The following is a 13,569-nucleotide window of genomic DNA, read 5'->3' on the forward strand; positions in this document are numbered from 1 at the left end:
GACCCTCAGGCCGATGCCTGGGTCAGCTGCTCGATCTCGGCGTCCGTGAGGGACAGTTCGGCCGCGGCGAGCAGGTGGGGGAGCTGCTCGACGCTCCGGGCGGAGGCGATCGGGGCGGCGACCGTGGGCTGGGCGGCGAGCCAGGCGAGGGCGACCGTCGCGACGGAGGCGTCGTGGGCTCCCGCGACCTCGTCCAGGGCGGTCAGGACCTGCTGGCCGCGCTCGGACGCGAGGTAGCCTGCGGCCCGTCCGGCGCGCGGGCTGTCCACGGTCGTGCCGGGCCGGTACTTGCCGGTGAGGAAACCGGCCGCGAGGGCGAAGTACGGGAGGGCCGCGAGGCCGTTGCGCTCGGCCACGTCCCGGAGTTCGCCCTCGTAGGTGTCGCGCGAGACCAGGTTGTAGTGGGGCTGGATCGCGACATAGCGGGCCAGGCCCTCGCGGTCGGAGAAGTCGAGGGAGGCCTGGAGGCGCTCGGGCGTGATGTTGGAGGCGGCGATGTACCGGACCTTGCCCGCCTTCACCAGCTCGTCCAGCGCGCCGACGATCTCCTCGACCGGCACGTCGACCTGGTCGAAGTGGGTGTAGTAGAGGTCGATGTGGTCGGTGTCGAGGCGGCGCAGGGAGGCCTCTGCGGCGGCCTTGATGTTGGCCGCGGACAGGCCCGGGAAGTCGGGGTGCTGGCTGACCTTGGTGGCGATGACGACGTCGGAGCGGTTGCCGCGGGCCTTGACCCACTTGCCGATGACGGTCTCGGACTCGCCGCCCTGGTTGCCCGGGGCGAACGCCGAGTAGGAGTCGGCCGTGTCGACGAAGTTGCCGCCCGCGGCGGCGTAGGCGTCGAGCACGGCGAAGGAGGTCGCCTCGTCGGCGGTCCAGCCGAACACGTTGCCGCCGAGGTTGAGCGGGAAGATCTCCAGGTCGGACCGGCCCAGCTTGCGAAGAGAAGTCATGCCTCACTTCAACCGCCGGACCGGAACCGGATATTCCAGACCCTTGAGCCAAGCCCCTTAAGACCCTTAGGGGTTGAGGCCCTTGCTGCGCAGCCAGGGCGCCGGGTCGCTCGCGGTGGCGGCGCCGTTGATGTGGACCTCGAGGTGCAGGTGCGGCCCGGTCACGTTGCCGGTCGCGCCCACGCGGCCGATGACGTCACCGGTGGCGACCTTCTGGCCGACGCTGACGTTGATCGAGGACTGGTGGCAGAACCACAGCTCGGTGCCGTCGTCGAGGGTGAGGATCGTGCGGTAGCCGTAGGACCCGGCCCAGCCCGCCTCGGTGACCGTGCCGCTGTGGATGGCCTTGATCAGCGTGCCGGTGGGGGCGGCGAAGTCGAGGCCCGTGTGGTACCCGGAGGACCACATGGAGCCGGCCTGGCCGAAGGTGCCGGTGATCGTGTACGAGACGACCGGCAGCGTGTACTGCTTCGCCAGCGCGGCGAGCTTCACGGCCTCGGCCTTCTTCTTGGCGGCGGCCTCCGCGGCCTTCTTCGCGTCGGCGGCCTTCTTCGCGGCGTCCTGCTCGGCCTTCGCGGCGGCGGCGTCGACCTGCTTGGCGACGGCGGCCTCGGCGGCGGCCTGGGACTTGCCGTCGACCTGGAGCTGCTGGAGCTCGGCCTGTTCCATGATCCGGTTGCGCAGCAGCTCACCGGCGTCCGAGGTGCCCTTGGCGGTCTCGGTGGTGGTCACGCCGACGCTGCTGAGAGCGGTCGCGGAACCCTTGGGAGTGCTGGGGGAGTCGTCGAGCAGGTGACCCACGCTGGGCAGGTCCGGCATGGAGATCGAGACCGGCGGCTTGCCCGTGTTGGCGCTGGCCATCCCGCCGGCGCTGACGGCGGCTATGACACCGACGCCCAGGACGGTGGAGCTGCGGGCGAATCCTCCGCCACCACGCTGCTTGGCGACACGGTGCTTGCCGCGGTTGGGAGGAACGGTCTCCGCGCTGGGGTTCCACTCCTCCCAGGGTCCCTCGTCGGGGCGGTAACCGCCGTAGACGAACGGGGCTTCTGGGGCAGCCTGGTTGGACGCCACGTGGGCGTGCTCCTTTCCTTCCTTCTCGCCTACCGGGTTAGCTGACGGGTTCGGAGCAGGAAGGTCTCCTACGCGCGTAAACCGGTCGTGTTCCCACGACTGTCGACGTGCGATTCACCCCAAGTGGTGGTTCCCCGGTTCCCTTGCGGAATTCGGCGCGTGCGCACGGAGCTGTCTCTTGTGACGGCTGGGACGACCGTGCTGCGTTATCGAACGTTAATAGACACGGGCGTCCGTTTCCAAGCCCGTTCGCTTGATCATTAACCTTTCCTTGCTGGACGAAGGGCCCACGACCGGCGAAAAACGGGTGAGTTGACCAGTCGTCGACCCGGTCATGGATGGCGTACGGCGATCATCGCCATGTCGTCCGTCATCCCGCCCCCGGCATAGCGGCGCACCTCCTTGGCGAGGAGACCGAGCAGCGCCTCCGGGCTGCGGAAGGTCCGCCCGGTCAGCCGCTCCCCGGGGTCGTAGAACACGCCATGGCCGTCGCGGGCCTCGGACAGGCCGTCGGTGTAGAGGAGCAGGGTGGCGCCGCCGGGGAACGCGAACTCCTCCGCCCGGTCGGGCCAGAAGCCCAACTCGCCCATTCCCAGCGGCAGTGCGGGCTCCTTGACGAGCAGGGTGTCCACGGTGCCGTCCGCGTGCAGGAGCAGCGGCGGCGGGTGGCCCCGGTCGACGATCCTCAAGACGCCGTCGCCGTGCGGGAGTTCGGCGAGGACGGCCGTGGTGAACCCCTCGAACGCGTCGAGCCCGTCGCGCCGGGTGCCCTCGCGCGCCAGGGCCCGCTCCAGCCGCTGCGCGACCGCCTCCAGCGTGCTCTCCTGCTCGGCGGCCTCCCGGAACGCCCCGATCACCACGGCCACGGCGGCGACCGCGCCCATGCCCTTCCCGCGTACGTCGCCGACGACGAGCCGTACGCCGTGCGGGGTGTCCTGCACCGCGTACAGGTCGCCGCCGATGAACGCGCCCTCCTGCGCGGCCTCGTAGCGCGCCGCGATCTCGAACCCGCCGATCCGCTCGGCCGGTTCGGGCAGTACGGCGCGCTGGGCGGCCTCGGCGATCTCGCGTACGGAGGCGAGTTGTTCGCGGCTGCGGCGGACCAGGAGGTTGATCAGGACCGCGAGGACGGCGACCGTCGCCACGGTGACCGCCTCCGTGACCGCGTCCATGTGGAAGACGATGCCGAGCCTGAGGTGGACCACGAGGCCGACGAGGAACGCGGCCAGACCGGTGAGCACGGTGCCGCGCCGCGAGTACAGCGGGGCCGCGACGAGCGGGGCGGCGGTGAAGAACGGGGCCGCCGTGAAGTTCTGCGGGGTGAAGTAGTCGTAGCAGACGCCGACGATCAGCAGCAGCGGGGGCAGGCGGCGGACGAAGGCGAGAGCGCGCCCGCCGGCTCGCACATACGTACCCTCCTCCACGCGTCCAGTTTTTCCTGGCGGGGGGAGGACTGCGAGCGGGGTGGGCCGACCGGGGTGGAGAAAACTGCGGGAATACACCGAGGGCCGGAACCCATTTCTGGATTCCGGCCCTCGGCCTTAGTAGCGGGGACAGGATTTGAACCTGCGACCTCTGGGTTATGAGCCCAGCGAGCTACCGAGCTGCTCCACCCCGCGCCGTTGTGTTCCCAACTATACGCCATTCGCGGGGCCCGATGTCACACACGTTTCAGTCGGCGGGGTTACCGGCGTGCGTGAGGGTCTCCCAGGAGACGAAGAGGTCGTCGCTGCCGGCCGGCCGGGTGGTCTCGGCGAGCTTGTGCGCGGCGGGCAGCTTCATGCCGAGCCGGTCCTCCAGGTGGTTGAGCGGAACCTCCAGGTCGGGCCCCATGTTCCGGTCGACCTTGCCGCCGCACAACCAGGCCGGCGCGGCCTCGCCCAGCTGGTAGCGGGCGTGGAGGTCGAGGGCGGCGGCGAGCCGGTCCTTGACGTCCTTGTAGAGGTCGACGCCCTGGTGCCAGGCGGTCTCGGCGATGTGCCCGGTGGCGGCCAGCGAGTATCCGACGTGCTTGAAGTTGCGGCAGGTCTCCTGGGCGATGCCGTCCTTGAAGGTGGTCTGCTTGAACCAGTACGTCGTGAGCTTCTGCGGGGTGGTGACGGTGGAGCGGGCCGGGGTGAGCGGCACCTTGCCGTCCTTCTCCAGGTAGAAGTAGGCGGGCACGCGGTCGCGGAAGCGGGCGACGGCCGCGTCGAAGGCCTTGTGGTCGTCGAGGAAGACGGCGATACCGATCGCCGCGTCGGTCATCGCGAGGTCCCAGTTGCCGTTGTAGTCCGGCAGGTCCTTCGTCACCTCGGGCTGATAGGCGGTGCGCAGCATGGTCGCGAACCGCTGCACCCGGTCGTCCGGCCATCCGGCCCCCGGCGTGTACCGCACGATCTCCGCCGCCCGCGCCCAGGTCGACCCGGCCCACGCGGTCTGGAGCCCGGCGTCCTCGGAGGTGTGCTCCTTCATCTTCGCCGACCAGTCGTCCATGATCTCCCGCGCCTTGAGCGCGTGGTGCTCCTTGCCCGTGATGCTGAACAGCAGCGCCTGCGTGTACGCGGCGATCGCGTCCTCGCGCTCCTCGACACACCCGTGCGCGGCCTTGCCGTTCCAGGGGCAGTCGACGTCGGCGTAGGGCTTCGCCGTGTACTTGTACGACCCGTACTTGCTGTCCCGCATCCCGAAGTACGCCTTCAGCCAGGGCTGCTTCCCGGCCGTCACGTTCTTCCGTACGGCGTCCAGCTGCGCCTTGCTGACCAGCACTCCGGGGTGCGTGAACGCCGCGCCGGCGGGCAGCGCCCGTGCCATGGTCCGCGTACCGGTGTCCGCCGCCCCGCACGAGGCGAGAAGCCCTACGGCCACGGACGCGCCCAGCACCGCCACTGCCCTCATGTGTCCTACCTCCACCTTGTCCGCACCGGTTCACTGCGAGCGTGACCCGGTGGGCGGTGGGCCGCAGGATCTGATGGGCCGGTCGTGCGTCCACAGGGTGTGGATCAGCCGGGCAGATGGCGGTTCGGCGCCTTCGCCCGGTCCTCGTACTCCGGGAGTACGACCACGGAGACGCCCCGCGCGGCCAGCGCCCCGCTTCCGTCGGCCGCCGTCACGAACGTGTCCGGCTCGCGCCAGGCCGTCACGACGCGTCGTACGCCCGCGTCGAGGATCAGGCGGGCGCAGGGCTTGGGGCGGGAGGCGCGGTGGGTGCAGGGTTCGAGGCTCGCGTAGACCGTGGCGGTGGCGAGGCGGGGGTCCGCCGGGTCCAGCTTGGCGAGGGCCGCCTCCTCCGCGTGGACCACCGGGTCGCCGGCCTCGCGGGAGTGGCCCCGGGCCAGTTCCGTGCCGTCCTCGGCCACGACCACCGCGCCGACGCTGAACGCCGTCTCCGAGGGCGGGCAGTCGGCGGCCAGGTCGCAGGCGAGGGCGAGCCAGTGGTGGTCGGCGGCGGAGGGGAGGTCGCCGGTGCCGGGGGCGGTGGGTTCGTAGCGCATGAGGACGACGTCCTCGATGGGGCGGGTCTCGAGGAGGCGGAGGCGGCCTGCCTGGTACGTGCCCGGGCCGAAGAGGCGGGGGGCGTCCGGGGTGCCCACGAAGAGGGGGGACAGGACGAGTTGGAGTTCGTCGGCCAGGCCCTGCTGGAGGAGCTGGGTGTGCACGGTGCCACCGCCCTCGACCATCAGGCGGTCAACTCCCCTGGCTGAGTGGAGGTGTTCGAGCAGTCGGCGCCAGTCGAGTTCGGGGCCGAGGTCGAACACGTCGGCGGCGAGGCCGAGTTGGCGTACCCGCTCCGCGCCCTTGTCCGTCGTGAAGACGAGTTTGCCGCCGCCCGTGTGCCAGAAGTTGGCGCTCGGGTCCAGGTCGCCGGAGCCGCTGACCGTGACCTTGAGGGGGTACTCCGGCTTGCCCGCGGCGAGGCGGGCCGCGCGGCGCTCCGGGGAGTTCACGAGCAGGCGCGGGTTGTCCGCGCGGATGGTGCCGGCGCCGACGAGGATCGCGTCGACGGACGCGCGGACCTCGTCGACGCGGTCGAAGTCGGCGGGGCTGGAGAGAAGCAGCCGGTCGGGGCCGGTGTCGTCGAGGTAGCCGTCGAGGGAGACGGCGGCGGACAGCAGGACGTACGGGTGGGGCATCGACGGGCTCCCGGCTCGGTGGAATGACGGGGCTTGTTGGAACGGCGGGGCTTGGTGAAATGACGGGGCTTGGTTCAAGTTTGAAACAAACCTACACTGGGGGCATGACGACTCGCTGGCTCACCGCCGAGGAGCAGCGCGCCTGGCGCGCCTACATCGCCGCGACGCACCTCCTGGAGGACGCGATCGACCGGCAGCTCCAGCAGGAGGCCGGCATGCCCCACCTCTACTACTCCATCCTCGCCAACCTCTCCGACGTACCGGACCACCGGCTGCGGATGACCGACCTCGCCGAGAAGTCGAAGATCACCCGGAGCCGGCTGACGTACGCCGTGACCAGGCTGGAGAAGGACGGGCTGGTGCGGCGGGAGGGCTGCCCGTCGGACAAGCGGGGCAGTACGGCGGTGCTGACCGACGAGGGGATGGACGTGCTGGTGCGTACGGCGCCGAGGCATGTCGAGACCGTCCGGGCCGCGATCTTCGACCACCTCACCCCGGAGCAGGTGGGGCAGCTGGAGGAGATCAGCACGGGCATCGCGCGGGCGCTGGAGACGCCGGAGGACGTGCCGTGGCGCCGCCGCTCCACGCCTCCGTGTTCGTGAGCCGTCTTCGTGAGCCGTCGCACAAATCTGTTGCTTCAAATTTCAAGCATGAGGTAGGGTCCGTGATCGTGGATGTGCTTCAGTTTTGAAACATATAGCGCATCCACTACGCCACCCTTCGGACTCGGAGACCCGCATGCCCGACTTCCCCGCCGCCACTCCGCGTGCCCGCGTCCGGGTACCGCTGCGCTTCCACGACGGCTACAGCGTCGACACCGAACTCGTCACCTTCCACGGCCTGACCGACGGCCTGGAACACCTCGCCGTCGTGCTCGGCGATCCGGCGCCCGGCACCACCCCGCTGGTCCGGCTGCACTCCGAGTGCCTGACCGGAGACGTCTTCGGCTCCGCCCGCTGCGACTGCGGACCCCAGTTGCGCGAGGCCGTCGAGCGCATAGCCGAGCGCGGCGGTGTGCTGCTCTACCTCCGCCAGGAGGGCCGGGGCATCGGCCTCTACAACAAGCTCGACGCGTACGCTCTCCAGGACCAGGGCCTCGACACCTACGCCGCCAACACCGCGCTGGGCCTCCCCGAGGACGCCCGCGACTACACGGCCGCCGCGCAGATGCTCAACGCACTCGGGATCACCTCCCTGGACCTGCTCTCCAACAACCCCGACAAGGCCGACCAGTTGCGCGGCCTGGGCATCGACGTGCACGACCGGGTCCCGACCGGGGTGTTCACCACGCCCCACAACGTCCGGTATCTACGCGCGAAGGTCCTGCAGACCCACCACACGCTGCCGCTGGGCCGGCTGACCGAGCTCAACGTGGGCTGAGGGGCCGGGCGATGGTGTAGCGGGCTACACCATCCATTCGGGAGGGCACTCCCTCGTGACCGAGGGCCGTCGGCGGAAGGGTTGAGACCACGATCTCGACCGACCGCCGACGTGGAGGCCTTCCCCAGCCATGGCTACTCTCCTTTATCACTTGGGCCGTGTGGCCTTCCGGTGGCGCTGGTTCGTCACCCTCCTGTGGGTGGCGGTCCTCGGCGCCGTCGGATTCGCCGCCACCAAGGCCCCCGCCGCCCCCGACGACGGCTTCACGATGCCGGGCATCGAGTCGCAGAAGGCCTTCGACCTGCTGGAGCAGCGCTTCCCGGGCACGGCGGCGGACGGCGCGAGCGCGCGGATCGTCTTCGTCGCCCCGAACGGCGAGAAGGTCACCGCGACGGAGAACAGGGCGGCGATCGAGAAGCTGGTGACGGAGGCCGCCGACGGTTCCCAAGTCGCCTCCGCCGTCGACCCGTTCGCGGCGAAGGCGGTGAGCAAGGACGCTTCCACGGCGTACTCCACCGTCACCTTCAAGGTGAAGGCCGACGACCTCACCGGCGCCGCCAAGACCCATCTGGAGCGGGCCATCGACACGGCCCGGGACGCGGGCCTGACCGTCGAGGTCGGCGGCGACGCGCTCGCCACCCAGCCCGCGGCGGGCGGCAGCGCCGAGGCGATCGGCATCGCGATAGCGGCCGTGGTCCTGCTCATCACCTTCGGTTCACTGGCCGCGGCCGGCCTGCCCCTCCTCACCGCGATCATCGGTGTCGCCATCAGCATGTCCGGGGTCCTCGCCCTGGGCAGCACCTTCGGCCTCTCGGAGACCACCGGCACCCTCGCCACGATGCTCGGCCTGGCCTGCGGCATCGACTACGCGCTCTTCGTCGTATCGCGCTACCGGGAGGAACGGGCCAAGGGCCACGCCCCTCGCGAAGCGGCCGGACTCGCGGCCGGAACGGCAGGTTCGGCAGTTGTGTTCGCCGGCCTAACCGTTGTCATCGCGCTAGCCGGTTTGTCGGTGGTCGGCATCCCGATGCTGACGAAGATGGGCCTGGCGGCGGCCGGCGCGGTCCTCCTCGCGGTCCTGATCTGCCTCACCCTGGTCCCCGCGGTCCTCGGCTTCTGGCCGAACGCCGTCCTCTCCCGCCGCGAGCGCAAGAAGAAGACCAAGGAGGCGAAGGCCAAGCGCGGCAACGGCGAGAACGGCGGCAGCCGTTGGGCCCGGATCGTCGTCCGCCGCCCGATCCCCGTCCTGCTGCTCGGCGTCGTGGGCCTCGGCGCGATGGCCCTGCCCGCCCTCAACCTCCAGCTCGGCATGCCCGGCGACGAGGCCAAGTCCACCGCCACCACCGAACGCCGCGCCTACGACGACCTCGCCGAAGGCTTCGGCCCCGGCTTCAACGGCCCGCTGACCATCGTCGTGGACGCGAAGAAGGCGGGCGACGCGAAGAGCGCCGTAGCGACGATCTCGAAGGAGATAGCCGCCACGGACGGAGTGGTCTCCGTCTCACCGGCCCGCTTCAACTCGGCGGGCGACACAGCGGTGTTCTCCGCGACCCCCGCCACCAGCCCCACCGACGAGAAGACCAAGCAGCTCGTCCAGACGATCCGCGACGAACGGTCGGGCATCGAGTCCCAGTCCTCCGGCGCGAGCTTCGAGGTCACCGGGACGACCGCGCTGAACATCGACGTGGCGCAGAAGGTCCAGGACGCACTGATCCCGTACCTGGCGCTGGTGGTGGGCCTGGCGATCGTGCTGCTGCTCCTGGTCTTCCGCTCGCTGCTCGTGCCCCTGAAGGCGGCCCTCGGCTTCCTCCTCTCGGTCCTCGCGGCGCTCGGCGCGGTCGTCGCGGTCTTCCAGGAAGGCCACCTGGCCTCCTGGCTCGGCGTCGACCAGACCGGCCCGATCATGAGCCTGATGCCGATCTTCCTGGTGGGCATCGTCTTCGGACTCGCCATGGACTACGAGGTGTTCCTGGTCTCCCGGATGCGCGAGGCGTACGTCCACGGAGACGGCCCCGGCCAGGCGGTGGTGTCGGGATTCCGGCACAGCGCCCGGGTGGTCGTGGCCGCCGCGCTGATCATGATGGCGGTGTTCTCGGGCTTCATCGGGGCCGGCGAGTCGATGATCAAGATGATCGGCTTCGGGCTGGCCATCGCGGTCCTGTTCGACGCGTTCGTGGTCCGGATGGCGATCGTGCCGGCGGTCCTGTCCCTGCTGGGCCACAAGGCCTGGTACCTCCCCCGCTGGCTCGACCGGGTCCTCCCCCGCATGGACGTCGAGGGCGAAACCCTGAGCCGCAAGGTCCCTGCGCCGGTCGCCTCCGAGACTCCGACCGCTCATCTCACCCCGGTCCCTTAGGGGACCCCACCGACCGGGGCCGCCAAGAGCGGAGGCGGCCCCGCGGCGCCCGGATCCCGTGGGGACGGGGACCCGGCGCAAGTCCCGGGCCCGGCGACGGGGCACTCCCCCCGCCCGTCGCCGGGCCCGCGGACGTCCACAACTCACCAGCCAGAGACGGCAAGAGAGGGCACTTCGATGAAAACCTCAGTGCAGGCCGGGGTGGCCGGGCTCCTCGCCTGCGGCACGCTGCTCACGGTGGTCCTGGTCACCCGCGACGGCGACGACAACCACGCCGGCGTCACCTACTCGGCCCCGTCCGAGGGCCCGTACGTGGCCCTCGGCGACTCCTACACGGCGGGCCCCGGCATCACCGACCCCACCGGCACCCCCGCCGGCTGCGACCGCTCCGCCGGCAACTACCCGGCCCTCGTGGCCGCCGAACTCGGCCTGAAGGGCGGCAAGTTCCGCGACGTGAGCTGCAGCGGCGCCACGACGTCCGACCTCACCGCATCCCAGCACACCGACAACGGCACCAACCCGCCCCAGCTCAGGGCACTTTCGTCGGACACCCGCCTGGTGACGGTCGGCATCGGCGGCAACGACATCGGCTTCAGCAAGCTGATCAAGCGCTGCCTAGCCATGGGCGCCCTGTACCAACTCACCGGCAGCGGCAAGTACTTCACGGAGGACGCGCCCTGCGCACGCCAGGCCAACTCCGGCTCCGCCTCCGACGCCGTAGAAAAGAAGATCACCACGGCGGGCAACCGGCTCACCCGGATCCTGACCGAGGTGAAACGCCGCGCCCCCGAAGCCCGCGTCTACATCGTCTCCTACCCCGCGATCCTCCCGGCCGACAGCGCCGACTGCGGCCGCGAAATGTCCCTCGCCCCGGGCGACGTGACCTTCCTCCGCGAGAAGGAACAAGACCTCAACACCGCACTGCGCCAACGGGCTTCGGAGGCGGGGGTCAGCTACGTCGACACGTACGCCCCGTCCACCGACCACAACGCCTGCACGGCGAAGAACACCCGCTGGATCGAACCACTCGTCACGGAGAATCCGGCGGCACCGGTGCATCCGAATGCGCGGGGGGAACGGGGGATGGCGGATGCGGTGCTGCGCGCGGTGAAGTAGGCGCTGTAGAGGGGGCGTTCACGATCCGGTCGGCGGGGCGGGGCAGCGCTGGGCGGGGTGGGGTGGCTTGGCGGGCGTCCGAATCGGGCGGGGTGGCCTGCCGGTACGTCCGACCCCGGGCGCGTACGGCCCGCCACCACGACCGACCAGGGCAGGAGCGCCCTGCCCGTGCATCCGACCCCGGGCGGGTACGGCCCACCGATGCGTCCGGCCCCGGGCGGGAGAACTGCCGCCGCGATCGACCCGGACGGGGAGTGGCCTGCCGGTACGACCGACCCCGAGCGGGAGCAGCCCGCCACCACGACCGCCCCGAGCAGGAACGCCCTGCCCGTGCGACCGACCCCGGGCGTGTACGGCCCGCCACCACGACCGGGTGCCGGATGGGCCGACGTCGGGCCTCAGGCGTCCCGGTGGCGAGTAGGCCCGCATCTGACGGCGGGCGTCCGATGTCGGATGTGCTGGCGCCAGACGCCCGTGCTGGCTATTCGGCATCGGGCATCGGGCGTCCCAGTGACGAGTACGCCCGCGTCGGACAAGCTGGCGCCCGGTGTCAGACCTGCCGGGATCAGACATCTGGCATCGGACATCGGGCATTGGGCTCCCCGCCGCCCGGTCAGCCGTGGGCCCGTGCCGTGAGATAAGGGTCCCGGCGGAGGACCTCGCGGCTGCCGAAGAGGGTGCCGACGGCCAGGCCGGCGACGGGCAGGAGCAGCGCCGCGGCGGCCCAAGTCGGCCCGGGCAGAGCGTCAGTGGAGGAGATGGGCAGGCCGAGTACGTCACTCGACGGACCGGCCAGCGCCGCTGACGCGACCGTGCCGACGACCGCGCCCACCACCCCCGCCACCCCGCCCGACAGCACGGCCTCGCCCAGCAGGATCCGGCGAAGTTCGGGCCGTCCGGAGCCGAGGATCCGCAGGATCGCGAACTGGCCGATCCGGGCCCGCGCGCTGTCCGCCGCCCGGACCGCACCGAGCGCAAGGGCGCCGAGCGCCAGGACCAGCACCCCGACGCGCATCGCGAGATCCGCCGCACCGAACAAACCGGGCAGGTCCCTGACCCGGTCGGACACGGCGGCAGCCGAAAACCCCTTGTTCTGAAGGGACTTGGCGACCGCGGCCACCTGCCGCTGGTGCTCGACGACCACGACGGCGGACTGCGCACCCTCCCTGTCCTGGAAGGCCCCCGACGCCTGACCGGCGCGCGCCGCGGCCAGCAACGCGGCGGTGTCCTGCGAGAGATACGCGACGCCGGGCCCGTCGGCCTGCCAACTCGGGTCGTACAGTGCGACGATCTTCAGCCTCACGACCGCACTGGTACCGGAAGCGGCCCCGGTCGCCCTGGTGTACCCGAAGGCGACGGACCGGCCGAGGAACGACGTGAAGTCGGTCCCCTGCGTGACGGCGGGCAGCACGACCTCGTCCGGACCGAGCGGCGCACCCAACTCTCCCTTGGTGAGCGGCAGTTGGTCCCCCGGAGTCAGGGTGTGCGTGGTCAAGTCATACGTCCCGCTCCCCTCCGCGTACAGCACGGCGGAGTAGTCGGCGACGACCTGCCGGACACCTGGTACGCGCGCGGCCTCCCGCAGAGCGGAGTTGGTGAGCGGGCGGACCGATACATCGCCCTCGAAGGAGGAGAGCTCGATCTGCGTGAGCCCACCGGAGCTCAGTACATCCCGCTCCACGGCACGGGCGGCACCGGCCGCGACCCCGGCCGACGTGGTCAGCAGCGCGGCGAGAACCGTGAGAGTGGGCAGCACCCGGCGCAGCAAACGCCGGTCACGGGTCCAGGTGTAAACACTCCAGCGGCTCATCCGCGCGTCTCCTCACGAACCCCCGACAGCACACCTTCGTCGAGCACATACCGCTGATCGCAGACCTCGGCGACCGCGGAGTCATGCGTCACGAGCAGCACGGCCGCGCCCCGCTCGGCACACGAACGCAGCGCACCCATAACGGAGTTGGCGTTCTTCGGGTCAAGCCCCGAGGTCGGCTCGTCGGCGAGGACGAGCGCCGGTCCCTTCACGGCCGCCCGGGCCACGGCGATGCGCTGCCGCTGCCCGCCGGAGAGTTCGGTGACGGGCGACTCCGCGAGGTGCTCCATGCCCAACTCCCCCAGCAGAGCACGGGCCGCCGCACGGTGCCGGGACAGCCGCGGCCCGAAGGCGGCGGCGACGTTCTCCCAGGCGTTGAGGAACGAGAGCAGCCCGAGGTCCTGCAACACGATCCCGATCGAGCGCAGCCGCAACGCGTCCCGCTCGGCCGCCGACAACGCCCCGGTGTCCGTCCCGGCGATGCGCAGCGAGCCCGCACTCGGCGAAAGAATGAGCCCCAGAACAGCCAGCAGAGTGCTCTTGCCCGATCCGGACGGCCCCTCGACGGCCGCCATGGTCCCCGCCCGCAGCGTGAGATCCGCCCGCCGCAACCCACCACCACCGGCCGCGTATCCGAAGGTCAGGCCTTCACCTTGCACCACATTCACCGCGTTCGCCCCCTGGCCGTCCCAACTGGGCGTCGAACTGTATATGTTGCGGGAATATCCGGATGTGACCGAATCACGCCACCCGTCGGGTCCGAGACGCCCG

General features: G+C 70.9%; 11 protein-coding genes, 1 tRNA gene and 1 riboswitch. Of the genes, 4 read left to right on the forward strand and 8 right to left on the reverse strand.

Going from position 1 to position 13,569, the window contains the following annotated elements:
* Positions 1-5: 5 nt before the first annotated feature.
* The 6 genes from ACQHII_RS22970 to ACQHII_RS22995 all read right to left on the reverse strand — a co-directional run bounded on the left by ACQHII_RS22970 (position 6) and on the right by ACQHII_RS22995 (position 6,136).
* Entirely contained in the window at positions 6-950 is a 945-nt protein-coding gene (locus ACQHII_RS22970) for an aldo/keto reductase (protein ID WP_427921071.1), read from the reverse strand.
* 66 nt (positions 951-1,016) lie between these two features.
* On the reverse strand, positions 1,017-2,024 hold the full coding sequence (locus ACQHII_RS22975) for a M23 family metallopeptidase (RefSeq protein ID WP_427921072.1): 1,008 nt from the start codon (positions 2,022-2,024) through the stop codon (positions 1,017-1,019).
* Positions 2,025-2,035: 11 nt separating this feature from the next.
* Positions 2,036-2,192, reverse strand: a riboswitch (cyclic di-AMP (ydaO/yuaA leader).
* 164 nt (positions 2,193-2,356) lie between these two features.
* Positions 2,357-3,448, reverse strand: a complete 1,092-nt coding sequence (locus ACQHII_RS22980) for a PP2C family protein-serine/threonine phosphatase (protein WP_427921073.1) — start codon at positions 3,446-3,448, stop codon at positions 2,357-2,359.
* A 121-nt stretch (positions 3,449-3,569) separates the two neighbouring features.
* A tRNA-Met gene (locus ACQHII_RS22985) sits at positions 3,570-3,643 on the reverse strand.
* 52 nt (positions 3,644-3,695) lie between these two features.
* Positions 3,696-4,901 carry an alginate lyase family protein gene (locus ACQHII_RS22990; protein ID WP_427921074.1) on the reverse strand — a complete coding sequence of 402 codons (1,206 nt, stop codon included), beginning with the start codon at positions 4,899-4,901 and terminating at the stop codon, positions 3,696-3,698.
* Between the two features lie 104 nt (positions 4,902-5,005).
* Complete coding sequence (locus ACQHII_RS22995; RefSeq protein ID WP_427921075.1) at positions 5,006-6,136, reverse strand: dihydrofolate reductase family protein; 1,131 nt, start codon at positions 6,134-6,136, stop codon at positions 5,006-5,008.
* Between the two features lie 104 nt (positions 6,137-6,240).
* Between ACQHII_RS22995 and ACQHII_RS23000 the strand changes: the two genes are divergently transcribed.
* The 4 genes from ACQHII_RS23000 to ACQHII_RS23015 all read left to right on the forward strand — a co-directional run bounded on the left by ACQHII_RS23000 (position 6,241) and on the right by ACQHII_RS23015 (position 10,988).
* Positions 6,241-6,738 carry a MarR family winged helix-turn-helix transcriptional regulator gene (locus ACQHII_RS23000; protein WP_427921076.1) on the forward strand — a complete coding sequence of 166 codons (498 nt, stop codon included), beginning with the start codon at positions 6,241-6,243 and terminating at the stop codon, positions 6,736-6,738.
* A 136-nt stretch (positions 6,739-6,874) separates the two neighbouring features.
* A complete protein-coding gene (locus ACQHII_RS23005) occupies positions 6,875-7,516 on the forward strand; it encodes a GTP cyclohydrolase II (protein WP_427921077.1) in 642 nt (213 codons plus the stop codon).
* A gap of 130 nt (positions 7,517-7,646) precedes the next feature.
* Entirely contained in the window at positions 7,647-9,872 is a 2,226-nt protein-coding gene (locus tag ACQHII_RS23010) for an MMPL family transporter (protein WP_427921078.1), read from the forward strand.
* A 177-nt stretch (positions 9,873-10,049) separates the two neighbouring features.
* Positions 10,050-10,988, forward strand: coding sequence for an SGNH/GDSL hydrolase family protein (locus ACQHII_RS23015; RefSeq protein ID WP_427921079.1), 939 nt, complete (start codon positions 10,050-10,052; stop codon positions 10,986-10,988).
* A gap of 613 nt (positions 10,989-11,601) precedes the next feature.
* Here ACQHII_RS23015 and ACQHII_RS23020 read toward each other — a convergent pair.
* Positions 11,602-12,798 carry an FtsX-like permease family protein gene (locus ACQHII_RS23020; RefSeq protein WP_427921080.1) on the reverse strand — a complete coding sequence of 399 codons (1,197 nt, stop codon included), beginning with the start codon at positions 12,796-12,798 and terminating at the stop codon, positions 11,602-11,604.
* Positions 12,795-13,466: an ABC transporter ATP-binding protein gene (locus tag ACQHII_RS23025; RefSeq protein ID WP_427921081.1), complete on the reverse strand. Its 672-nt coding sequence runs from the start codon at positions 13,464-13,466 to the stop codon at positions 12,795-12,797. The genes ACQHII_RS23020 and ACQHII_RS23025 overlap by 4 nt, the downstream gene beginning before the upstream one ends.
* Positions 13,467-13,569 lie beyond the last annotated feature (103 nt).

The sequence above is a fragment of the Streptomyces sp. cg40 genome, assembly GCF_050320165.1.
Lineage (GTDB): Bacteria > Actinomycetota > Actinomycetes > Streptomycetales > Streptomycetaceae > Streptomyces > Streptomyces hokutonensis.

Excerpts from the sequence above, each read along its gene's own strand:
- ACQHII_RS22970 (WP_427921071.1), bottom strand. The coding sequence starts at position 950 with ATGACTTCTCTTCGCAAGCTGGGCCGGTCCGACCTGGAGATCTTCCCG.
- ACQHII_RS22990 (WP_427921074.1), bottom strand. The coding sequence starts at position 4,901 with ATGAGGGCAGTGGCGGTGCTGGGCGCGTCCGTGGCCGTAGGGCTTCTC.
- ACQHII_RS22995 (WP_427921075.1), bottom strand. The coding sequence starts at position 6,136 with ATGCCCCACCCGTACGTCCTGCTGTCCGCCGCCGTCTCCCTCGACGGC.
- ACQHII_RS23000 (WP_427921076.1), top strand. The coding sequence starts at position 6,241 with ATGACGACTCGCTGGCTCACCGCCGAGGAGCAGCGCGCCTGGCGCGCC.
- ACQHII_RS23005 (WP_427921077.1), top strand. The coding sequence starts at position 6,875 with ATGCCCGACTTCCCCGCCGCCACTCCGCGTGCCCGCGTCCGGGTACCG.
- ACQHII_RS23010 (WP_427921078.1), top strand. The coding sequence starts at position 7,647 with ATGGCTACTCTCCTTTATCACTTGGGCCGTGTGGCCTTCCGGTGGCGC.
- ACQHII_RS23015 (WP_427921079.1), top strand. The coding sequence starts at position 10,050 with ATGAAAACCTCAGTGCAGGCCGGGGTGGCCGGGCTCCTCGCCTGCGGC.
- ACQHII_RS23020 (WP_427921080.1), bottom strand. The coding sequence starts at position 12,798 with ATGAGCCGCTGGAGTGTTTACACCTGGACCCGTGACCGGCGTTTGCTG.